Source organism: Pyxidicoccus fallax, from assembly GCF_012933655.1.
GTDB lineage: Bacteria > Myxococcota > Myxococcia > Myxococcales > Myxococcaceae > Myxococcus > Myxococcus fallax.
Genome location: NZ_JABBJJ010000003.1, coordinates 95,598 through 120,964, shown reverse-complemented (window position 1 = coordinate 120,964; position 25,367 = coordinate 95,598). Strand labels below are relative to the sequence as shown.

The window sequence follows — 25,367 nt, the reverse complement described above, 5'->3', positions numbered from 1 at the left end:
AGCCCACCCCCCCCGCCGACCTCGGCTGGGGCCGCTGGCTGGGCATGCAGCCGCGCGTGCTGGAGCTGCCGGGGAGCCGTCATTTCACGATGCTCCGTCCGCCCACCCTCTCTGCTGTCGCGGAACGGCTCACGGAGTTGTTGCAAGCCCTGGAGGTGAACGCCGCCTGAGCGTCTGCCGGGATACCGGCCTGACATCCTGGATTTCCAGGGAGGTAATTGGAGTGACTCCGATCACGGCGCCGGCACCCGGCACCGGGGATTAGGGATGCGTCTGCTTCTGGCGCTATTCTCGTTATCGCGGAGTTCTTCTTCCTCACTGTTTTTCACCTCCCGCTGGAGATCCTCGTGGGCTCGCACACAAACCGGCTGGTTCGGCGTCGCTCGTCCTGGAGCGGCCGCCTCGCGACCAGGCGGTGTGTCGCCACGGGACACGCATAGACATGGCGCTCACCCCCGAACAGAAGCGCGCGCGGCTCGCCGAGCTGCTGCGCGACAAGAGCCGTCAGTCCCGCCGTGCGCCGGTGTCCTTCGCGCAGGAGCGGATGTGGTTCCAGGAGCGGCTGAACCCTGGCAGCGCCGTCTTCAACCAGCCCATCGCCGTGCGCCTGTCCGGCGCGCTGGACGTCTCCGTCCTGCACCGCTCGCTCCAGACGCTGGTGCAGCGTCACGAGGCGCTGCGCACCACCTTCGTCGAGCAGGACGGCAAGGTGGCCCAGCACATCTCCGCGTCCGTCGAGGTGCCGCTGCCCGTGGTGGACCTGCGCGACGCGCCGGCCGCCGAGCGCGAGGCCGAGGCGTGGCGGCGCCTGCACGCCGATGCGCAGCAGACCTTCGACCTGGAGAAGGGCCCGCTGCTGCGCACCGTGCTGTACCGCTGGGACGAGCGCGAGCACCTGCTGCTGGTCGACGTGCACCACATCGTCTCCGACGGCTGGTCGCTGGGCCTGCTCGTCAAGGAGCTGGGCGCGCTCTATCCCGCGCTCGCGGCGGGTCAGCCCTCGCCGCTGCCGGCGCTGCCCATGCAGTACGCGGACTTCGCCGGGTGGCAGCGCGACTTCCTCAAGGGTGAGACGCTGGACTCGCAGCTCGGCTGGTGGCGCCAGCGGCTGGACGCCGACGCGGTGCTGGAGCTGCCCACCGACAAGCCCCGGCCGTCCATCGCCAGCACGCGTGGCGCGCGCCTCACGGTGGTGTTGCCGCCCGCGCTGCTCCAGTCGCTGAAGGACCTGTCCCGCCGCGAGGGCCGCACCCTCTACACCGTCCTGCTGTCCGCCTACGCCGTGCTGCTGTCGCGCTACAGCCGCCAGGAGGACGTCGTCGTCGGCACGCCCGTGGCCGGCCGCAACCGCTCCGAGCTGGAGGGCCTCATCGGCCTGTTCGTCAACACGCTCGCGCTGCGCACGGACCTGTCCGGAGACCCGAGCTTCCTGGAGCTGATGGGCCGCGTGCACGAGGCGTCGCTGGGCGCCTTCGCGCACCAGGACGTCCCCTTCGAGAAGCTGGTGGAGGCGCTCCAGCCCGAGCGCAAGCTGAGCACCTCGCCGCTGTTCCAGGTGAGCTTCACGCTGCAGAACGCGCCGCTGCCGCCCCTGGACGTGCCGGGGCTGCGGCTGGAGGCGCGGCCGGTGGACAGCGGCACCGCGCAGGTGGACCTGTCGCTCTTGGCCACGGAGCTGCCCCAGGGCCTGCGGCTCGTCACGCTCTACCGCACGGACCTCTTCGAGGCGTCCACGGTGACGCGGCTGCTGGGCCACTTCCAGGCACTGCTGGAGGGCCTCGCCGCCCACCCGGAACGGCGCCTGTCCGAGCTGCCGCTGATGGACGCGGCCGAGCGCCAGCGCGTGCTGACGCAGTGGAGCGGCGCGCCCGCGCCCTTCCCGGACGGCGCCACCGTGCACGAGCGCTTCGAGGCCCAGGCCCGGAGCACGCCCGACGCGACGGCACTGCTGCACGGTGACACGTCGCTGAGCTACGCCGGGCTGGACGCGCGCGCCAATCAGCTCGCGCACCACCTGCGCTCGCTGGGCGTGGGCGCGGACACGCTCGTCGCGCTCCACCTGGAGCGCTCCGTGGACCTCGTCGTCGCCATGCTCGGCGTGCTCAAGGCCGGCGGCGCCTTCGTCCCGCTCGACCCCAGCTACCCCGCGGACCGCCTGGGCTACATGCTCACCGACGCGGCCGTGCCAGTCATCGTCACCACCGAGGCGCTCGCGGACGAGCTGCCCTCGCGGGGCGAGCAGCTGGTGATGCTGGACGCCGACGAGGCGCTGCTGGCCCTTCACCCCACCACGCCTCCCGGGGTGCGCGGCCAGGCGGACCACGTCGCCTACGTCATCTACACCTCCGGCAGCACCGGCCGCCCCAAGGGCGTCATGGTGACGCACCGGGGTGTGCCGAACCTGGCCCAGACACAGGCCGCCGCCCTGGGCATCGGGCCGGGCACGCGCGTGCTCCAGTTCGCCTCGCCGAGCTTCGACGCCTCCATCTACGAAATCTTCATCACCCTGCTGTCCGGCGGCACGCTGTGCCTGGGCTCGCGCGACGAGCTGCTGCCGGGGCCCTCGCTCATGGCGCTGCTGCGCCAGCGGCGGGTGGAGGTGGCCACCCTGCCTCCCACCGCGCTGTCCGTGCTGGAGCCGGCGGGGCTGGACGCGCTGCGCACCGTCGTCTCCGCCGGTGAGGCGTGCTCCGCCGAGCTGGTGGCGAAGTGGGCCCCGGGCCGCCGCTTCATCAACGCCTACGGCCCCACCGAGGCCACCGTCTGCGCCACCCTCACCGTCTGCGCGCCCGACGGGCAGAAGCCCTCCATCGGCCAGCCGCTCGCCAACGTGCGCGTCTACGTCCTCGACGCGCACCTGCGGCCCGTGCCCGCCGGCGTCCCCGGCGAGCTGTTCATCGGCGGCGTGGGGCTCGCGCGCGGCTACCTGCGACGCCCGGAGCTGACGGCCGAGCGCTTCGTGCCCGACGCCTTCAGCGGCGTGCCCGGTGCGCGGCTGTACCGCTCCGGCGACCTCGTGCGCTGGAAGGCGGACGGCACGCTGGAGTACCTCGGCCGCACCGACTTCCAGGTGAAGCTGCGCGGCTTCCGCATCGAGCTGGGCGAGGTGGAGTCCGCCCTGCGCGCCCACCCGACGGTCTCCGAGGCCGTGGCCGTGGTGCGCGCGGACGGGCCCTCGGGCTCGCGGCTCGTCGCCTACGTCGTGCCCGCCTCCGAGGAGGGCGACGGCCCCGAGCCGGACACGCAGACGCTGCGGACCTTCCTCGCCGAGCGGCTGCCGGAGTTCATGGTGCCCGCGGCGCTCGTGGTGCTGAAGGCGCTGCCGCTGACGCCCAACGGCAAGGTGGACCGCAAGGCCCTGCCGGCTCCGGAGGCGTCCCGGCGCGAGGCCGCGGACTTCGTCGAGCCGCGCACGCCCCAGGAGAAGGCGCTGGCCACCCTCTGGGCGGCCCTGCTGGGCGTGCCGCGCGTCGGCCTGCACGACAACTTCTTCGAGCTGGGCGGCGACTCCATCCTCTCCATCCAGCTCGTCGCCCGCGCCCGGCAGGCGGGGCTGCACCTGGCCGCCAACCACATCTTCCAGCACCAGACGCTGGAGGCCCTGGCGAGCGTGGCGAAGAGCGAGGGCCACACCCGGGCAGACCAGGGCCTGGTGCTCGGCCCCGTGCCGCTGACGCCCATCCAGCGCGCCTTCTTCGAGCAGCCTCCCGCCCTGCCGCACCACTACAACCAGGCCGTCCTCCTGGCCGCGCGCGGCGCGGTGGACGTGCCGAGCCTGGAGAAGGCGCTCCAGGCGCTGGTGGCGCACCACGACTCGCTGCGTCTGCGCTTCACGCGCGGGGCGGACGGCGCGTGGCGGCAGGACGTCGCCGGCCTGGACGCGCCGGTGCGGCTCGTCCAGGTGGACCTGTCCTCCACGCCCGAGGCCGCCCAGGCCCAGACGCTGGAGGCCGAGGCCACGCGACTCCAGGGGAGCCTCGACCTGGGAGAGGGGCTGCTCTTGCGCGCCGGCCTCTTCCACCTCGGCGGCAACCGCCCGTCGCGCCTGCTGCTGGCGGTGCACCACCTCGCGGTGGATGGCGTCTCGTGGCGCACCCTGCTGGAGGACCTGGCCACCGCCTACGCGCAGCTCCAGCGCGGGCAGACGCCGTCGCTGCCTCCCAAGTCGACGTCCTTCAAGGCGTGGGCGGAGAAGCTCCAGTCCTTCGCCAGCTCCGAGGAGCTGACGCGCGAGCTGCCCTACTGGCTGGAGCAGGGCCGCGCCGAGGTGCCCGCCCTCCCCGTGGACGTGCCGGGTGGCGCCAACACGCTGGCGTCCGCGCGCGTGGTGCAGGTGTCGCTGGACGCGGAGGAGACGCGCCTGCTGTTGCAGGAGACGCCCGCCGCGTGGCGCTCGCACATCCATGACGTGCTGCTGGCCGGGCTCGCGGAGAGCCTGACGCAGTGGACGGGCCAGTCCCGGCTGCGCGTGGAGCTGGAAGGCCATGGCCGCGAGGCCCTCTTCGACGACGTGGACCTGTCGCGCACCGTGGGCTGGTTCACCGCCACGTACCCGGTGGTGCTGGACGTGTCCGGCGCCGCCACGCCGGGCGACCGGCTGCGCGGGGTGCGCGACTCGCTGCGGCGGCTGCCCCGGCGCGGCATCGGCCACGGCCTGCTGCGCCACCTCTCCGAGGACGCGCGGGCGCGGGCGCTCCGCGAGTCGCCTCGGGCGCAGGTGCTCTTCAACTACCTGGGCCAGTTCGACCAGGTCGGCGGCGCCGGGGCTTCCGAGGCGCTGCCCTTCGCGCCCACGCGCGAGCCCACCGGCGCGCTGTGGAGCCGTCAGGGCGACCGCGCCCACCTGCTGGAGGTCAACGGCTACGTCTTCGAGGGCCGGCTGACGCTGGGCTGGACGTACAGCGAGGCCCTGCACCACGAGGAGACCGTGAAGGCGCTGGCCACGCGCTGCCTGTCCGCGCTGCGCCGGCTCATCTCCGAGCGCACGTCCGCGGACGCGCGCCGCTACACGCCCACCGACTTCCCGCTGGCGAAGCTGGAGCAGGCCGCGCTGGACCGGGTGCTGCCGGCGGGGCTGGCCGTGGAGGACCTGTTCCCGCTGTCGCCGCTACAGCAGGGCATGCTCTTCCACACGCTGTCGGAGCCCGCCTCGGGCGTCTACGTCTCGCAGCTCGCGTGGACGTTCGGCGGCACGGTGGAGCTGGCCACCTTCCGCCGCGCCTGGGAGGCCGCCGTGGCGCGCCACCCGATGCTGCGCACGGCCTTCGTCTGGGATGGACTCGAGGAGCCCCTGCAGGTGGTCCACCCGGAGGTGGCGCTGCCCTGGGAGGAGCAGGACTGGCGCGGCGTGCCCGAGGCCGAGCAGCAGGCGCGCTTCGACGCCCTGGCCGCGGCCGACCGCGCGCGCGGGTTCGCCCCCCAGCGGGCACCGCTGACGCGGATGACGGTGGTGCGGCTGGGCGAGCGCGACCACCGCGTTCTCTGGACGCACCACCACCTGCTGATGGACGGCTGGAGCCTGGGGCTCGTGCTCCAGGGGCTGTTCACCGCCTACGAGGACCTGCGCGCCGGCCGCGCGCCCCAGCAGGGCGAGGCCCTGGCCTACCGTGACTACGTCACGTGGCTGCGGCAGCAGCCGCTGGAGAAGGCGGAGGCGTACTGGCGTCAGGCGCTGCGTGGCTTCACCGCCCCCACGCCGCTGCCCGGCCTGCTCGCCGAGCGCGCCGGCGCGGCCCACGCGCGCGCGGAGCTGAGCGCGCCGCTGTCCGCCGAGACCACCTCGGCGCTCCAGGCCTTCGTCCGCCAGCACCAGCTCACGCCCAACGCCGTGGTGCAGGCCGCGTGGGCGCTGGCGCTCTCGCGCCACACGGGCGAGGACGACGTCGTCTTCGGCGCCACCGGCTCCGGCCGCTCGGCCGAGCTGCCCGGCATCGACCGCGCGGTGGGCCTGTTCATCAACACGCTGCCCGTGCGCGTCCGTGTGGACGAGGAGGCTCCGGCGCTCGCGTGGATGAAGGGGCTGCACGCGCAGCAGGGCGAGCGCCGCCACCACGAGCACGCGCCGCTGGTACGCATCCAGGGCTGGAGCCAGGTGCCGCGGGGCACTCCGCTGTTCCAGTCGCTGTTCATCTTCGAGAACTACCCCGTCGACGCGGCCGTGAAGTCCGCTCGCGCCGAGCTGGCCATTCGCGACGTCCGCGCGATGGAGCAGGCGGACCTGCCGCTGGTGGCGCTCATCCTCCCCGGCACGCGGCTGGAGCTGCGCCTGGCGTACGACACGGCGCGCTTCGACCCGGCCCGCCTGGAGCGACTGCTGAAGCACTGGGCCCTGGCCGTGGAGGCGCTGGTCGCCCGGCCCGACGCGCGCCTGGGCGAGCTGTCCCTCCTGCCCGATGCCGAGCGCCAGCAGGTGCTGGTGGAGTGGAACGCCACGGCTTCCGAGTACCCGCGCGGCTCGACGCTGCCTGAGGTCTTCTCGCAGGTCGTCGCTCGCTTCTCCGACAAGGTCGCCATCGAGTTCGGCGAGGAGAAGCTCACGTATCGGCAGCTCGATGAGCGCGCCAACCGGCTGGCCTGGCACCTACGCGGGCTGGGTGTGTCCACCGACTCGCGCGTGGCCATCGCGCTGGACCGCTCGCTGGAGCTGATTGTCTCCCTCGTCGCCATCCTCAAGGCCGGTGGCGCCTACGTCCCGCTCGACCCGTCCTATCCTCGCGAGCGCCTCACGGCCATGGTGGAGGACGCACGTCCGCGCGTGCTCATCACTTCGCGCACGCTGCTGGCGAAGCTGCCCGTGTCAGAGACGTTGGCCTCCCCGGAGCAGCCGGCCTCCGCGCCGCTGTCAGCCGCGCGTGGATTGCCCTTGGACGGGCTGTCCACCGTGGTGATGGAGGACGTGTCCCTGGAGGGGCAGCCGACTTCCGCGCCTCCGTCGACGGCGCTGCCGCAGAGCCTCGCGTACATCGACTTCACCTCCGGCTCCACCGGCAGGCCCAAGGGTGTCGGTACCCCGCAGGCCGCCGTGCTGCGCACCGTCTTCGGTGTCGACTACGCGCACCTCGGGCCGGATGAGACCTTCCTCCTCATCGCGCCCGTCTCCTTCGACGCTTCCACCCTGGAGCTGTGGGGTCCGCTGCTCCATGGCGCGCGCCTCGTTGTCTTCCCGTCCAGCTCTCCCTCCGACCTGAAGGAGCTGGAGTCCGTGCTGGTGAAGCACGGTGTCACCACGCTCCACCTCACCTCCGGTCTCTTCACCCAGGTGGTGGACCACAACCTCGCGGCGCTGCGCGGTGTGAAGCAGCTCCTCACGGGTGGCGATGTCGTGAGCGCGCCTCACGTGCGCCGGGTGCTGGAAGGAATGTCCATTCCGGTGACGGCCTGCTACGGCCCCACCGAGACGACGCTCTTCGCCTCCTGCTTCCGGATGACGTCTCCGGAGCAGCCCGGCACCTCCGTGCCCATCGGCCGGCCCATCGGCAACACCCGCGTGTACCTGCTGAACAAGCAGGGGCAGCCGGTGCCCGTGGGTGTCACGGGTGAGCTGTTCATCGGCGGCGACGGCGTGGCCCGCGGCTACGTGGAGCAGCCCGCCCTCACCGCCGAGCGCTTCGTCCCCGACGCCTTCAGTGGCATCCCCGGGGCTCGCCTCTACCGTACCGGCGACCTCGCCCGCTGGCGGCACGACGGCGTGCTGGAGTTCCTCGGCCGAGCCGACGCCCAGGTGAAGGTGCGCGGCTACCGCATCGAGCTGGCCGAAGTCGAAGCCGCCCTGCTCGCCTTCCCCGGCGTTGCCCAGGCCGTGGCCCTGGCCCGCGAAGACGTGCCCGGCGACAAGCGCCTCGTTGGCTACGTCGCCGCTCCCGAGTCCCTCGACATCGCCGCCCTGCGCGACTCCCTCAAGCAGCGGCTGCCCGAGTACATGGTGCCCTCCGCCCTCGTGCGGCTGGACGCCCTGCCCCTCACCTCCAACGCCAAGGTCGACCGCAAGGCCCTGCCCGCTCCCGACGCGGCGCTGGTGTCCTCCACCGAGGCCTACGTCGCGCCTCGCAATGCCCCCGAGGAGCAGCTGGCGGAGCTGTTCGCCAGCGTCCTGCGACTCTCCCAGGTGAGCATCACCGGCAACTTCTTCGAGCTGGGCGGCCACTCGCTGATGGCCACCCAGGTCATCTCGCGCATCCGCTCCACCTTCGGTGTGGAGCTGCCCCTGCGCGCCCTCTTCGAGGCGCCCACCGTCGCCGCCCTCGCCGAGCGCATCGATTCCAGCCGTCCCCCCCAGCGGGCCGCGCCGCCGCTCGTCCCGGTGCCGCGGACGGGTCCGCTGCCGCTGTCCTTCGCGCAGCAGCGGCTGTGGTTCATCGACCAGCTGCAGCCCAACAGCGCCGCCTACAACATGCCCGCCTTCGTGCGCATGGAAGGCGTGCTCGACTCCGAGGCCCTGCGCCGGAGCCTGGACGCGCTGACGTCGCGGCACGAAGCCCTGCGCACCGTCTTCCTCCAGGAGGAAGGCCAGCCGCTCCAGCGCATCCATGCCGCGGTCGAGCTGCCGCTGGAGACCGTGGACCTCAGCGCCCTGGAGCCCCAGACCGCTCGCGCCGAGCTGGAGCGCCACCTGCGCGAGGAGCTGGCGCGCCCGTTCGACCTCTCCACCGGCCCGCTGCTGCGCGCCCGGCTGCTGAAGCTGGGCCCCACCGAGCACGTGCTCGCCCTCAACATGCACCACATCGTCTCGGACGGCTGGTCCATGGGCGTGCTGGTGCGCGAGGTCGCGGCGCTCTACGAGTCCTTCTCCCAGGGCAGGGCTTCTCCGCTGCCGCCCCTGGAGCTCCAGTACGCGGACTACGCGGCGTGGCAGCGCGGGTGGCTGCGAGGCGACGTGCTCGACGAGCAGCTCGCCTTCTGGCGCAAGCATCTCTCCGGCGTCTCCACGCTGGAGCTGCCCACCGACAAGCCGCGTCCGCCCGTGCAGACGTTCCACGGTGCGCGGGTGCCCGTCGCGCTGTCGCCGGCCGTGTCCGGCAGGTTGCAGGCGCTCTGCCAGCAGGAGGGCGCCACGCCCTACATGGCGCTGCTCGCCGCCTTCCAGGTGCTGCTGTCGCGCTACTCCGGCCAGCAGGACATCAGCGTGGGTTCGCCCATCGCCGGCCGCCAGCGGGGTGAGCTGGAGGGCCTCATCGGCTTCTTCGTCAACACGCTGGTGCTGCGTGCCCAGGTGGATGCTCGTGCCTCGTTCCTCCATCTGCTGCGGCAGGTGAAGGAGACGGCGCTGGACGCGTACGCGCACCAGGACGTGCCCTTCGAGCGGCTGGTGGAGGAGCTCCAGCCCACGCGCGACCTGAGCCGCAGCCCCCTGTTCCAGGCGCTCTTCGCGCTCCAGAACGCGGCCCTGCCGTCGCTCCAGGCGCCCGGGCTGGAGCTGAAGCCGCTGGAGGTGGAGAACCCCACCATCAAGTTCGAGCTGGAGCTCAACCTCGCGGAGTCTCCGGAGGGCTTCCGGGGCGCGCTGAGCTACAACACCGACCTCTTCGAAGGCACCACCGTCCAGCGCATGGCGGAGCACTTCCGCACGCTGGTGGAAGCGCTCGTCTCCCAGCCCGAGGCGCCGCTGGCTTCCGTCTCGCTGCTGTCGGCGGCGGAGCGCCAGCAGGTGCTGGTGGACTGGAATGCCACGGCCTCCGAGTACCCGCGCGGCTCGACGCTGCCCGAGGTCTTCTCGCAGGTCGTCGCGCGTTTCCCCGACAAGGTCGCCGTCGAGTTCGGCGAGGAGAAGCTCACGTATCGGCAGCTCGATGAGCGCGCCAACCGGCTGGCCTGGCACCTGCGAGGGCTGGGCGTGTCCACCGACTCGCGCGTGGCCATCGCGCTGGACCGCTCCCTGGAGCTGATTGTCTCGATGCTGGCCATCCTCAAGGCCGGTGGCGCCTACGTCCCGCTCGACCCGTCCTATCCTCGCGAGCGCCTCGCGGCCATGCTGTGGGACGCGCGTCCTCGCGTGCTCGTCACCTCGCGTGAGCTGATTTCGAAGCTGCCCGCCGACGGCCTGTCCGCGGTGGTGCTGGAGGACGTGTCGCTGGAAGGGCAGCCGACTTCCGCGCCTCCGTCGACGGCGCTGCCGCAGAGCCTCGCGTACATCGACTTCACCTCCGGCTCCACGGGCCGGCCCAAGGGCGTCGGTACCCCGCAGGCGGCCGTGCTTCGCACCGTCTTCGGTGTCGACTACGCGCACCTCGGGCCAGACGAGACGTTCCTGCTCATCGCGCCCGTCTCCTTCGACGCCTCCACCCTGGAGCTGTGGGGCCCGCTGCTCCACGGCGCCCGGCTGGTCGTCTTCCCGTCCAGCTCTCCCTCCGACTTGAAGGAACTGGAGGCGGTGCTCACCCGACACGGCGTCACGACGCTGCACCTCACCTCCGGCCTCTTCACGCAGGTGGCGGACCACAACCTCGCGGCGCTGCGTGGCGTGAAGCAGCTCCTCACGGGTGGCGACGTGGTGAGCGCGCCCCACGTGCGCCGGGTGCTGGAAGGAATGTCCATTCCGGTGACGGCCTGCTACGGCCCCACCGAGGGCACCCTCTTCTCCACCTGCCACCGCATGACGGACGTCGCCCACGTGGGCTCCTCCGTCTCCATCGGCAAGCCCATTGGCAACACCCGCGTGTACCTGCTGGACTCTTCCGGCCAGCCGGTGCCCGTCGGTGTCACGGGTGAGCTGTTCATCGGCGGCGATGGCGTGGCCCGCGGCTACGTCGAGCAGCCCGCCCTCACCGCCGAGCGCTTCGTCCCGGACACCTTCTCCAACGTGCCGGGTGCTCGCCTCTACCGCACCGGCGACCTCGCCCGCTGGCGGCACGACGGCGTGCTGGAGTTCCTCGGCCGCGCCGATGCCCAGGTGAAGGTGCGCGGTTACCGCATCGAGCTGGCCGAAGTCGAAGCCGCCCTGCTCGCCTTCCCCGGCGTCGCCCAAGCCGTGGCCCTGGCCCGCGAGGACGTCCCCGGCGACAAGCGCCTCGTTGGCTACGTCGCCGCTCCCGAGTCCCTCGACATCGCCGCCCTGCGCGACTCCCTCAAGCAGCGGCTGCCCGAGTACATGGTGCCCTCCGCCCTCGTGCGGCTGGACGCCCTGCCCCTCACCTCCAACGCCAAGGTCGACCGCAAGGCCCTGCCCGCTCCGAGCCTGACGTCCTCGGCCGGCACCTACGTCGCCCCGCGCACGCCCACCGAAGAGCTGCTGGCGGGCATCTTCACCCAGGTGCTCGGCGTGCAGCGCGTGAGCACCACCGACAGCTTCTTCGACCTGGGTGGCCACTCACTGCTGGCCACGCGCGTCGTCTCCCGCATCCGCGCCTCCTTCAACGTCGAGCTGTCCCTGCGCGAGCTGTTCCAGGCGCCCACCGTCGCCGCGCTCGCCGAGCGCATCGACGCCGCCGTGCGCACGGGACAGGCCGGGGTGCTCCCGCCCATCGACCGGGTTCCGCGCACGGAGCGGCTGCCCTCCTCGTACACGCAGGAACGCCTCTGGTTCCTGGACCAGCTCGAGCCCGGCAGCCCCGCCTACAACATGCTCACCGTGCTGGAGCTGACCGGCACGCTCGACATCCCGGCCCTGCGCGAGAGCCTCTCCGAGCTGGTGCGCCGGCACGAGGCCCTGCGCACCACGTTCCACGACTCCGCCGAAGGCCCCGTGCAGCGCATCGCCGAGCCCGCGCCGATGGAGTTGCCCGTCATCGACCTGGGCGGCCTGTCCGCCGAGGAGCGCCAGACGGAGGCGCGCCGTCGCGTCTCCCAGGAGGCCCTGCGTCCCTTCGACCTGGCCGCGGGCCCCATCGTGCGCGCCATGCTGCTGCGGTTGGAGGAGCAGCGGCACGTGATGATGCTCAACGTCCACCACATCGTGGCGGACGGCTGGTCCCTGACCGTCCTCGTGCGCGAGCTGACCACCCTCTACTCCGCCTTCTCGGAGGGCCGGCGCTCGCCGCTGCCGGAGCTGCCGCTCCAGTTCGTGGACTACGCGGCGTGGCAGCGCCGGTGGCTGGTGGACGAGGAGCTGGAGAAGCAGCTCACCTGGTGGCGGCGCCAGCTCGACGGCGCGCCGCAGGACCTGGAGCTGCCCACGGACCGGCCGCGCGTGCATCACCCCGCGCCGCCGGGAGCCCTGCTGACGCGGACCTTCCCGCGTGAGCTGGCCGAGGCGGTGGAAGCCCTCTGCCAGCGCGAGGGCGTCACGCCCTTCATGTTCTTCCTGGCCGCCTTCCAGCTCCTGCTGGCGCGCTACTCCGGGCAGGACGACATCTCCGTCGGCACTCCCGTCGCCGGCCGCAACCGCGCCGAGCTGGAGGGACTCGTCGGCTTCTTCCTCAACACGCTGGTGATGCGCACCCGCCTGGAGGGCGAGCCGACCGTCCGCGAGCTGCTGCACCGCGTGCGGGAGACGGCCCTGGGCGCCTACGCGCACCAGCACGTCCCCTTCGAGAAGCTCCAGCCCATGCGCGACCTGCGCCAGGCGCCGATGTTCCGGACGATGTTCGTCCTCCAGAACCTCCCGCCCGCCGAGCTCGCGCTGCCGGGGCTCACCCTGCGACCCGCGTCCGCCGAGCAGCGCATCGCCAAGTTCGACCTGTCGCTCTCGATGACGCGCACCGCGGAGGGCTTCCTCGCCGAGCTGGAGTACGCCACCGGCCTGTTCGACGCCTCCACCGCCGAGCGCATGGTGGGGCACCTGCGCGTGCTCGCGGAGGGGATGGTGGCCGATGCCAGCCGTCCCCTCTCCTCGCTCTCCCTGCTGCCCGGCGAGGAGCGCCGGCGGCTGCTGGTGGACTGGAGCGCCAACCCCGCGCCCTTCCCGGACGTGTGCGTCCACACGCTCTTCGAGGCCCAGGTGCGCCGCGCGCCGGACGTGGTGGCCGCCTCCTTCCAGGGTGAGCACCTCACGTACGCGCAGCTCGACCAGCGCGCCAACCAGCTCGCGAACGCGCTGCGCCGCCGGGGCATCGGGCCCGAGGTCCGCGTCGCGCTCAGCGTCGAGCGCTCGCTGGACATCCTCGTCGGCCTCTTCGGCATCCTGAAGGCCGGTGGCGGCTGGGTGCCCGTGGATCCGCTGCTGCCCCGCGAGCGCCTGTCCTTCATGCTGGAGGACAGCGGCGCGACGGTGCTGGTGACGCAGGCCCCGCTGCTGGAGCGCTTCCCCGAGGCGCACCGCGCCCGCGCGCTCTGCCTCGACTCCGAGCGCGACGCGCTGTCGCGCGAGAGCACCGAGGCGCCCGTCACGGGCGTGGCCCCGTGCCACCTCGCCTACCTGCTCTACACGTCCGGCAGCACCGGCCTGCCCAAGGGCACCGCCATCGAGCACCGGGGCGTGTCCAACCTCGTCACGCAGGAGGCGGTGTTCTACGAGATTGGTCCGGGCAGCCGCGTGCTCCAGTTCGCGAGCCTGAGCTTCGACCTGTCGGTGGAGGAGATCTTCACCACGCTGTGCGCCGGCGGCACGCTGGTGCTGGCGCCGATGGAGAAGCTGATGCCGGGCGCGCCGCTCCAGCAGCTCATCCGGGACGAGGCGCTCACCGTCATCAGCGTCACCCCGGCCGCCCTGGCGGCAACGCCCGCCGAGGATTACCCCACGCTGCGCACCGTCATCTGCGGCGGTGAGGCCGTGTCCGCCGAAATCGTCGGGCGCTGGGGCCCGGGCCGCCGGTTCATCAACGGCTACGGCCCCACGGAGACCACGGTGGTGGCCACGCTGGCGGTGTGCCAGCCGGACGGCAGCCCGCCGCACATCGGCCGCCCCATGGCGAACATGCTCACGTACGTGCTGGACGCGCGCGGCGAGCCGGTGCCCGTGGGCGTCAAGGGCGAGCTGTACGTGGGCGGCGTGGGCATCGCCCGAGGCTACGCGGGCCGCCCCGCCCTCACCGCCGAGCGCTTCGTGCCGGACCCGTACTCCGGCGTGCCCGGCGCGCGGCTGTACCGCACCGGCGACGTGGTGCGCTGGAAGGCGGACGGCACGCTCGACTACATCGGCCGCGCGGACTCGCAGGTGAAGGTGCGCGGCTTCCGCATCGAGCTGGGCGAGGTGGAGTCCGCGCTCGCGAAGCTGCCCGCCGTGCGCGAGGCCGTGGTGCTGGCGCGTGAGGACGGGCCCGGTGGCAAGCGCCTCGTGGGCTACGTCGTGGCGCACGACGGCGTCCAGACGGACAGCGCCACCCTGCGCGCCGCCCTCAAGGAGACGCTGCCCGAGTACATGGTGCCCTCCGCCGTGGTGGTGCTGCCGGCCCTGCCGCTCACCTCCAACGGCAAGGTGGACCGCAAGGCCCTGCCCGCGCCGGACCTGTCCTCGGCGGACGGACGCCCGGACTTCCTCGCGCCGCGCACGCCCACCGAGGCCCGGCTGGCGGAGGTCTGGAGCGCGGTGCTCGACATGGAGCGCGTGGGCGTCCACGACAACTTCTTCGAGCTGGGCGGCCACTCGCTGATGGCCACGCAGGCCATCAGCCGCCTGCGCACCGCGTTCGGCGTGGAGCTGCCGCTGCGCGACCTCTTCGAGTCGCCCACGCTGGAGTCCCTCGCGGTGCGGGTGGACCGGGCCATCCGCGCCGGCCAGGGCATCCACACGCCGCCGCTCGTGCCCGCACAGCGCACGGGCGACCTGCCGCTGTCCTTCGCGCAGCAGCGCCTGTGGTTCCTCGACCAGCTCGAGCCCGACAGCGCCTTCTACAACGTGCCCGCCGCCGTCCGGCTGGAGGGCGACCTGGACATCGGCGCCCTGGAGCGCACCTTCACGGAGCTGCTGCGCCGGCACGAATCCCTGCGCACCTCGTTCAAGAGCCACGAGGGACAGCCCGTGCAGGTCGTCCACGCGCCCCAGCCGCTGACGCTGGAGGTGGTGGACCTCCGCGCCATGCCCCCGGAGACGCGCGAGGCCAGCATCCGGCTGCACGCGGTGACCGAGGCCCAGCGCCCGTTCCGGCTCACGGAGAGCCCGCTGCTGCGCGCCCGCCTGCTGAAGGTGGCCGAGCGGGAGCACGTGCTGCTCATGACGATGCACCACATCGTCTCGGACGGCTGGTCCATGGGCGTCCTCCTCCAGGACGTGGCGGCGCTGTACAGGGCGTTCTCCCGGAATCAGCCTCCCGCGCTGCCGGAGCTGCCGCTCCAGTACGCGGACTTCACGGTGTGGCAGCGCGGCTGGCTGCGCGGCGACGTGCTCGACCGTCAGGTGGCGTGGTGGCGCGAGCAGCTCACGGGCGCGCCCCCGGCGCTGGACCTGCCCACGGACTTCGCGCGCCCGGCGGTGGCCAGCTTCCGCGGCGACGCCGTGAGCTTCAACATGCCCCGCGCGCTCCAGGACGGGGTGCAGGCCCTGGCGCGCCGTGAGGGCGCCACGACGTTCATGGTGCTGCTGGCCGGCTTCCAGGCGCTGCTGCACCGCTACTCGGGCCAGGAGGACATCAGCATCGGCTCGCCCATCGCCGGCCGCGGTCAGGCCGAGCTGGAGCGGCTCATCGGCTTCTTCGCCAACACGCTGGTGCTGCGCACCCAGCTGACGGAGCAGCTCTCCTTCCGCGAGCTGCTCGCGAAGGTGCGCGAGACGACGCTGGGCGCGTACGCGCACCAGGACGTGCCGTTCGAGAAGCTCGTCGAGGAGCTGCAGCCCGAGCGCAGCCTGAACCGCACCCCGCTGTTCCAGGTGCTGTTCGTCCTGCAGAACGCCGTGAAGCAGGCCTACGACACGGCGGACCTGCGAATGGTCCCGGTGGAGGCCACGAGCGGCACGGCCAAGTTCGACCTCACGCTCTCCATCATGGAGACCGCGCAGGGGCTGAACGGCTACCTCGAGTACAGCAGCGACCTGTACGCCCGCGCCACGGCGGAGCGGCTGGTGGGGCACCTGGAGCGGCTCCTGGAAGGCGCCGTCGCCCACCCGGACCAGCCGCTGTGGAAGCTGCCGCTGCTGTCCGAGACCGAGCGCCACACCGTGGTGCAGGGCTTCAACGCGGCCGTGGACCCCACGTACGTGCCGGGCCTGATGCACCGCTGGGTGGAGGCCCAGGTGGCCCGCACACCCGAGCGCGTCGCGGTGACCGACGGCGTGAACAGCCTCACGTACGCACAGCTCGACGCTCGTGCGAACCAGCTCGCGCACCACCTCGTACAGCTCGGCGTGCCGGTGAATGGCACGGTGGGCCTGTGCCTGGAGCGCAGCAGCCTGGACATGCCCGTGGCCGTGCTGGCGACGCTGAAGGCCGGCGCCGCCTTCCTGCCGCTGGACCCCAACTACCCGGCGGACCGGCTCGCGCTGATGCTGGAGGACACGGGCGCGCCCGTGGTGCTCGCGCACTCGCAGCTGGTCTCCGCGCTGCCCGCCGGCCTCAATGCGCGCATCATCCGCCTCGATGAGGAGGCGGCCACGTTCGCCTCGCGTCCCACGCACGCGCCCGCCGTGGAGATGTCGCCGGAGACGAACTGCTACTTCGTCTACACGTCCGGCAGCACGGGCCGGCCCAAGGGCATCGTCATGTCCCACCGCGCGGTGGGCAACATGCTCTGGTGGCTGATGAAGCGCGCCGCGAAGGCCGACGCCACCACGCTCCAGTTCGCGTCGCTCAACTTCGACGTGTCCTTCCAGGAGATGTTCGGCACGTGGTGCCTGGGCGGCAAGGTGCTGCTCATCACCACGCCGCTGCGTCAGGACCCGCCCGCCATGCTGCGCTACATGCGCGAGCACCGGGTGGAGCGGCTGTTCCTCCCCTTCGTCGCGCTGCAGGCCATGTGCGACGCGGCGCTCTCCGAACAGGAGCTGCCGCCGCTCGGCGAGGTGATTACGGCGGGTGAGCAGCTCCAGGTGACGCCAGCGCTGGTCTCCTTCTTCGAGCGGCTGCCGGGCTGCACGCTGGAGAACCAGTACGGCCCCTCGGAAGCGCACGTGGTGACGGCGTGGCGCGCGCCCGCGGACCTGAAGCAGTGGCCGGCGCTGCCGCCGGTGGGCTCACCGCTCACCAACGTGCAGCTGTACGTGCTCGACCCGCACTTCCAGCCGTGCCCCATCGGCGTGGCGGGCGAGGTGTACGTCGGCGGCACCAACCTGGCCCACGGCTACTACGGCCGGCCGGACCTGACGTCGGACAAGTTCCTGCCGCACCTGATGGGCGGGCCGTCCGGCGCGCGGCTGTACCGCACCGGTGACAAGGCGCGGTGGCTGGCGGATGGCAACCTGGAGTTCCTCGGCCGCCTGGACGGCCAGGTGAAGCTGCGCGGCTTCCGCATCGAGCTGGGCGAGGTGGAAGTCGCCCTGCGCGGGCTGCCGGGCGTGCGCGACGCGGTGGCCATCGTCCGCGAGGACGTGCCGGGAGACCGGCGCCTCGTGGGCTACGTGATGCTGCCGGCCGAGGCACCGTGGGACACGGAGGAGGCGCGCCGCGTCCTGGGCCAGCGGCTGCCGGAGTACATGGTGCCGTCGGCCTTCGTCCGGCTGGAGACGCTGCCGCTGATGCCCACCGGCAAGGTGGCGCGTGGCGCGCTGCCGCCTCCGGACGAGGAGAGCCTGCGTGGCGCGGCGCCGTTCACCGCGCCTCGCAATCCGCTGGAGGAAATGCTCGCGGAGGCCTTCTCCGAGGTGCTGCGCGTCCCGCGCATCAGCGTCACCGACAACTTCTTCTCGCTCGGCGGCCACTCGCTGCTGGCGACCCAGGTCATCTCGCGCGTGCGCAAGAGCCTCGGCGTGGAGCTGCCCCTGCGCGTCCTCTTCGAGGCACCCAGCGTGGAGTCTCTCGCCGCGCTCCTCCAGCGCGAGCAGCAGGCCCGGCAGGCCCAGCCGCCGGCCCCGGAGAACACGATGTCTCCCGTGAGCGCAGCCCCCGCGCAGTCCGCCGCCGTGAAGGAGCCCCGGAAGGAAGCAGCACCGTGGTCGCCGCTCGTGCCGCTGCGCGCGGGTGACGGCGCGCGCCGGCCGCTCTTCCTCGTCCACCCCATGGACGGCCGCCTCCACTGCTACGCGGAGCTGGTGGAGCACGCGCCGAAGGGACAGCCCATCCTCGGCTTCCAGGCCCGCGGGCTCGACGACGGCCGCGCGCCCTTCGAGTCCGTGGACGTCATGGCCGCGTTCTACGTGGAGGCGCTGCGCGCCGCTCAGCCCGAGGGCCCGTACCTCCTGGCCGGCTGGGCGCTGGGTGGCGTCGTGGCCTGGGAGATGGCGCAGCAGCTCCAGCGCGAGGGCCTGGAGGCGAAGGTCGCGCTCATCGAGCCGTCGCCCACCACGCCGGACGCCGCGACGAAGGCCACCGCCGCGGGAGCGCAGGCGGCCGTGTTCGCCAGGGAGCTGGCGGCGCTCGCCGGAGTGGAGCCGCTGGTGCTGCCCAAGGAGCTCACCACGGCCAAGGACGCCGAGCCGCTGCTCCAGCGCCTGCACACCGAGGGCGTGAAGGCCGGGCTGTTGCCCGAGGGCACGTCGCTGGACGAGGTGCGCGCGCGGTTCAAGATGTTCGCCAGCCACCTGCGCGCCGCGCGTCGCTACGTGCCGGAGCCCTACGCCGGACCGGTGCGCCTGCTGCGCGCCAGCGAGGCACCGGACCTGGAGGACGGCGAGAAGGACCGCGGCTGGGGCGAGCTCGTCGAGAGCGGCGTCGAGGTGGAGGAGACGCCCGGCGACGGTTACTCGCTGCTGCGCGCGCCGCACGCGAAGGAGCTGGCCGCGCGGCTGTTCGGCGCGACGGACTCCGAGCCGCCCACGCCGGGCACTCCGGGCGGTGGGGGTGACGGACTGCCGCTGTCCTTCGCCCAGCAGCGCCTGTGGTTCATGGACCAGTTCCAGCCGGGCAGCGCCGCCTACAACATCTTCTACGGGCTGCGCTTCACCGGCCACATGGACGCCCAGGTCCTGGAGCGTGCCTTCACGGAGCTGGTGCGCCGCCACCACGCGCTGCGCACCTCGTTCCGGGACTCGGGCCAGGGCCCCGTGCAGGTCGTGGCGGAGCCCGGTCCCTTCTCCGTTGCCCATGACGACCTGCGCGCCGTGCCCGCCGGACAGCGGGAGGCGGAGGCGCGACGGCTGGCGGACGAGGAGGTCCGCCGGCCCTTCGACCTCGCGACGGGCCCCCTGCTGCGCGCGCGGCTGGTGACGCTGGACGCGCAGGACCACGTGCTGGTGCTGGTCGTGCACCACATCGTCTCCGACGGCTGGTCCATGGGCGTCCTCGTCAAGGAGATGACGGCGCTGTACCTGTCGTTCCTGATGGGCCAGCCCTCGTCGCTGCCCGAGCTGAAGGTGCAGTACGCGGACTACGTGCGCTGGCAGCGCGACTGGCTCCAGGGCGAGGTGATGGAGAAGCAGCTCGCGTTCTGGCGCAACCAGCTCACGGGCGCTCCCGAGGCGCTGGAGCTGCCGACGGACCGGCCTCGGCCGGCCATGCAGACGCACCATGGCGCGCTGCGGGGCATCAAGCTGTCGCGGCCGCTGTCGGATGCCATCAACGCCCTGTGCCGCCGCGAGGCCACCACGCCCTTCATGGTGCTGCTGGCCGCCTTCCAGGTGCTGCTGTCGCGCTACTCGGGACAGGATGACGTGGTGGTGGGCTCGCCCATCGCGGGCCGCAACCGCGCCGAGTACGAGGGCCTCATCGGCTTCTTCGTCAACACGCTGGTGTTGCGCACGCGCCTGGGCGCCCGGGACTCGTTCCGGGATGTGCTGCGGCAGGTGAAGGAGTCGTCGCTCGGCGCCTTCGCGCACCAGGACGTGCCGTTCGAGAAGCTGGTGGACGAGCTGAAGCTCGCGCGCGACACGAGCCGTAGCCCGCTGTTCCAGGTGCTCTTCGCCCTGCAGAACACGCCCACGTCGGGCGTGAAGATGCCGGGCCTGTCGCTGCGTCCGCTGGAGGTCTCGAACTCCACGGTGAAGTTCGAGCTGGAGCTCAACCTCTCGGAGACGCCCGAGGGCTACCAGGGCGCGCTCGGCTACAACACCGACCTGTTCGATGCGGCGACCATCGACCGGATGGCGGAACACTTCCGCGCGCTGGTGGAAGTGATGGTGGCCCGGCCCGAGGCCCCGCTGGCCTCCGTGTCGCTGCTGTCGGCGGTGGAGCGTCGGCAGGTCCTGGTGGAGTGGAATGCCACTGCCTCCGAGTACCCGCGCGGCTCGACGCTGCCCGAGGTCTTCTCGCAGGTCGTCGCTCGCTTCTCCGACAAGGTCGCCGTCGAGTTCGGCGAGGAGAAGCTCACGTATCGGCAGCTCGATGAGCGTGCCAACCAGCTCGCCTGGCACCTGCGTGGCCTCGGTGTGTCCACCGACTCCCGTGTCGCCATTGCGCTGGACCGCTCGCTGGAACTGATTGTCTCCCTCGTCGCCATTCTCAAGGCCGGTGGCGCCTACGTTCCGCTCGACCCGTCCTACCCCCGTGAGCGTCTGGCGGCCATGGTGGAGGACGCGCGTCCTCGCGTGCTCGTCACCTCTCGCGCGCTGCGGACGAAGCTGCCCGTGGACGGACTGGCCGCCGTGGTGCTGGAGGACGTGTCCCTGGAGGGGCTGCCCACCTCCGCGCTGCCTTCTGCCGCGATGCCCGGCAGCCTCGCGTATATCGACTTCACCTCCGGCTCCACCGGCCGGCCCAAGGGCGTCGGTACTCCGCAGGCGGCTGTGCTTCGCACCGTCTTCGGTGTCGACTACGCCCACCTCGGGCCGGATGAGACGTTCCTTCTCATCGCGCCTGTCTCCTTCGACGCTTCCACCCTGGAGCTGTGGGGCCCGCTGCTCCACGGCGCGCGGCTGGTGGTGTTCCCGCCTCACTCGCCTTCCGACCTGAAGGAGCTGGAGTCCGTGCTGGTGAAGCACGGGGTGACGACGCTCCACCTCACCTCGGGCCTCTTCACCCAGGTGGTGGACCACAACTTCGCGGCACTCCGTGGCGTGAAGCAGCTGCTCACCGGTGGCGACGTCGTCAGCGCGCCCCACGTGCGCCGGGTGCTGGAAGAGCTGCGCATCCCCGTCACTGCCTGCTACGGCCCGACGGAGACGACGCTCTTCGCCTCCTGCCACCGCATGACGGACGTCGCCCACGTCGGCACCTCCGTCCCCATCGGCAAGCCCATCGGCAACACCCGCGTGTATCTGCTCGACAAGCAGGGGCAGCCGGTGCCCGTGGGTGTCACGGGTGAGCTGTTCATCGGTGGTGACGGCGTCGCCCGCGGCTACGTGGAGCAGCCCGCCCTCACCGCCGAGCGCTTCGTCCCCGACGCCTTCTCCAACGTGCCGGGTGCGCGGATGTATCGCACGGGCGACCTCGCCCGCTGGCGCAAGGACGGCGTGCTGGAGTTCCTCGGCCGTGCCGATGCCCAGGTGAAGGTGCGCGGCTACCGCATCGAGCTGGCCGAAGTCGAAGCCGCCCTGCTCGCCTTCTCCGGCGTGGCCCAGGCCGTGGCCCTCGTTCGCGAGGATGTCCCCGGTGACAAGCGCCTCGTCGGCTACCTCGCCGCTCCCGAGTCGCTCGACATCAGCACCCTGCGCGACTCCCTGAAGCAGCGGCTGCCCGAGTACATGGTGCCCTCTGCCCTCGTGCGGCTGGACGCCCTGCCTCTCACCGCCAATGCCAAGGTGGACAGAAAGGCCCTGCCCGTTCCCGACGCGGCGCTGACTTCGCCCACCGAGGCCTACGTCGCGCCTCGCAACGCCACCGAGGAGAAGCTGGCCGCGCTGTTCGCCAGCGTCCTGCGGCTCAAGCAGGTGAGCGTCACCGGCAACTTCTTCGAGCTGGGCGGCCACTCGCTGCTGGCCACCCAGGTCATCTCCCGCATCCGCTCCACCTTCGACGTGGAGCTGCCCCTGCGCACCCTCTTCGAGGTGCCCACCGTGGCCGGACTGGCCGAGCGGCTGGAGGCGGAGCGACGCTCCGAAGAGGAACTCGCGGCGCCGCCGCTGGCGGCCCTGCCTGGCACGGGTCCGCTGCCGCTGTCGTTCGCGCAGCAGCGCCTGTGGTTCATCGACCAGCTGCAGCCCGGCAGTGCGTCCTACAACATGCCCACCTTCGTGCGCATGGACGGCGTGCTGGACTCGGACGCCCTGCGCCGGGCCTTTGACGCTCTGGTGCAGCGCCACGAGGCGCTGCGCACCACCTTCACCCAGCGGGAGGGCCAGCCCCTCCAGGTCATCGCGCCCACGGGCTCGCTGCCCCTGGAGACGGTGGACCTCAGCGGTCTGGAGCCCCAGGCCGCCCGCACCGAGCTGGAGCGCCGCCTGCGTGAAGAGATGCTGCGGCCCTTCAACCTCTCCACCGGTCCGCTGCTGCGCGCGCAGCTGCTGAAGCTGGGCGAGACGGACCACGTGCTCGCCCTCAACATGCACCACATCGTCTCGGACGGTTGGTCCATGGGCGTGCTGGTGCGCGAGGTGGGCGCACTCTATGAGGCCTTCTCCCAGGGCCGGCCCTCTCCCCTGCCCCCGTTGACGCTCCAGTACGCGGACTACGCCGTCTGGCAGCGTGGGTGGCTGCAAGGCGCGGTGCTCGATGAGCAGATTGGTTACTGGAAGCGCCAGCTCTCCGGGCTGAGCACGTTGGAGCTGCCCACCGACAAGCCGCGTCCTCCCGTGCAGACCTTCCGCGGCGCTCAGGTGCCCGTGGCGCTGTCGCACGCGACGTCCGAGAAGCTCCGGGTGCTGTGCCAGCGCGAGGGCGCCACGCCCTTCATGGCCCTGCTCGCGTCCTTCCAGGTGCTGCTGTCCCGCTACTCCGGCCAGCAGGACATCACCGTCGGCTCGCCCATCGCCGGCCGTCAGCGTGGTGAGTTGGAAGGCCTCATCGGCTTCTTCGTCAACACGCTCGTGATGCGCACGCGCTTGGAGACGCGTGGCGCCTTCCGTGACCTGCTGCGGCAGGTGAAGGAGGCCGCGCTGGGCGCGTACGCGCACCAGGACGTGCCCTTCGAGCGTCTGGTGGAAGAGCTGCAGCCGGCTCGCGACATGAGCCGCAGCCCCCTGTTCCAGGTCTTCTTCGCCCTGCAGAACACCCCGATGCCCGCGGCGCGGAACGCACAGGCCGCACAACAGCCCGTGCTGGCGCTGCGCCCGCTGACGCCGCCGGAAGACCCCAACATCAAGTTCGAGCTCCAGCTCAACCTGACGGAACTGCCCGAGGGCTACCAAGGCACTCTGAGCTACAACATCGACCTGTTCGAGAGCACCACCGCGCAGCGCATGGCGGAGCACTTCCGCGCGCTGGTGGAAGTGATGGTGGCCCGGCCCGAGGCGCCCCTCGCGACGCTGCCCATGCTCACGCAGGCGGAGCGTCAGCAGGTGCTGGTGGAGTGGAATGCCACTGCCTCCGAGTACCCGCGCGGCTCCACCCTGCCCGAGGTCTTCTCGCAGGTCGCCGCTCGCTTCTCCGACAAGGTCGCCGTCGAGTTCGGCGAGGAGAAGCTCACCTACCGGCAGCTCGATGAGCGCGCCAACCGGCTCGCCTGGCACCTGCGTGGCCTCGGTGTGTCCACCGACTCCCGTGTCGCCATTGCCCTGGACCGCTCCCTGGAGCTGATTGTCTCGCTCGTCGCCATCCTCAAGGCCGGTGGCGCCTACGTTCCGCTCGACCCGTCCTACCCCCGTGAGCGCCTCGCGGCCATGGTGGAGGACGCGCGTCCTCGCGTGCTTGTCACCTCTCGCGCGCTGCGGACGAAGCTGCCCGTAGAGGGACTGTCCACCGTGGTGCTGGAGGACGTGTCCCTGGAGGGGCTGCCCACCTCCGCGCTGCCTTCTGCCGCGCTGCCGCAGAGCCTCGCGTACATCGACTTCACCTCCGGCTCCACCGGCCGGCCCAAGGGCGTTGGCACTCCGCAGGCCGCCGTGCTTCGCACCGTCTTCGGTGTCGACTACGCGCACCTCCGCCCCGACGAGACGTTCCTGCTCATCGCACCCGTCTCCTTCGACGCCTCCACCCTGGAACTCTGGGGTCCGCTGCTCCATGGCGCCCGCCTCGTAGTCTTCCCGCCCCACTCGCCTTCCGACCTGAAGGAACTGGAGTCCGTGCTGGTGAAGCACGGTGTCACCACGCTCCACCTCACCTCCGGTCTCTTCACCCAGGTGGTGGACAACAACCTCGCCGCGCTGCGTGGCGTGAAGCAGCTCCTCACGGGTGGCGACGTGGTGAGCGCGCCCCACGTGCGCCGGGTGCTGGAGGGAATATCCATTCCGGTGACGGCCTGCTACGGCCCCACCGAGGGCACCCTCTTCACCACCTGCCACCGCATGACGGACGTCGCCCACGTGGGCTCCTCCGTCTCCATCGGCAAGCCCATTGGCAACACCCGCGTGTACCTGCTGGACGCTTCCGGCCAGCCGGTACCCGTGGGTGTCACGGGTGAGCTGTTCATCGGTGGTGACGGCGTCGCCCGCGGCTACGTGGAGCAGCCTGCGCTCACCGCTGAGCGCTTCGTCCCGGATGCGTTCAGTGGCATCCCCGGTGCTCGCCTCTACCGCACGGGTGACCTCGCCCGGTGGCGCAAGGATGGCGTGCTGGAGTTCCTCGGCCGTGCCGATGCCCAGGTGAAGGTGCGCGGCTACCGCATCGAGCTGGCTGAAGTCGAAGCCGCCCTGCTCGCCTTCCCGGGCGTGGCCCAGGCCGTGGCCCTCGTTCGCGAGGACGTCCCCGGTGACAAGCGCCTCGTCGGCTACCTCGCCGCTCCCGAGTCGCTCGACATCAGCGCCCTGCGCGACTCCCTGAAGCAGCGGCTGCCCGAGTACATGGTGCCCTCCGCCCTCGTGCGGCTGGACGCCCTACCTCTCACCTCCAATGCCAAGGTCGACCGCAAGGCCCTGCCCGCCCCCGACGCGGCGCTGGCCTCACCCACCGAGGCCTACGTCGCGCCTCGCAACGCCACCGAGGAGCAACTGGCGGAGCTGTTCGCCAGCGTCCTGCGGCTCAAGCAGGTGAGCGTCACCGGCAACTTCTTCGAGCTGGGCGGCCACTCGCTGCTGGCCACCCAGGTCATCTCCCGCATCCGCTCCACCTTCGGCATGGAGCTGCCCCTGCGGGCCCTCTTCGAGGCGCCCACCGTCGCCGCCCTCGCCGAGCGCATCGATGCCTCTGGCGCGGGTACCCGGACTCAGCGTCTCGTCCCCGTCCCGCGTACCGGCGCGCTGCCGCTGTCCTTCGCGCAGCAGCGCCTGTGGCTCATCGACCAGCTCGAGCCCGGTAGCTCCGCCTACAACATGCCCACCGCCCTGCGCCTGCAGGGGCCGTTGAACGTGGGCGCCATGGAGCGGGCCTTCACCGCGTTGGTGGAGCGTCACGAGTCACTGCGCACCACCTTCGCCGTCCAGGACGGCGAACCCGTCCAGGTCATCCACCCCGCCGCCGCCTTCCCGCTGACCGTGGTGGACCTGAGCACCCGGCCTCCCGCCG

General features: G+C 72.0%; 1 protein-coding gene (only partly in view). It reads left to right on the top strand.

Features of this window, described 5'->3' with window-relative positions:
• The first annotated feature begins 442 nt into the window (after positions 1–442).
• Positions 443–25,367, top strand: partial view of a non-ribosomal peptide synthase/polyketide synthase gene (locus HG543_RS01250; RefSeq protein WP_169342772.1) — the 5' end (the start) only. Its footprint extends 26,216 nt past the window's final position; 24,925 of the gene's 51,141 nt are visible here — the first part of the coding sequence; the start codon lies at positions 443–445; its stop codon lies off the right edge, out of view.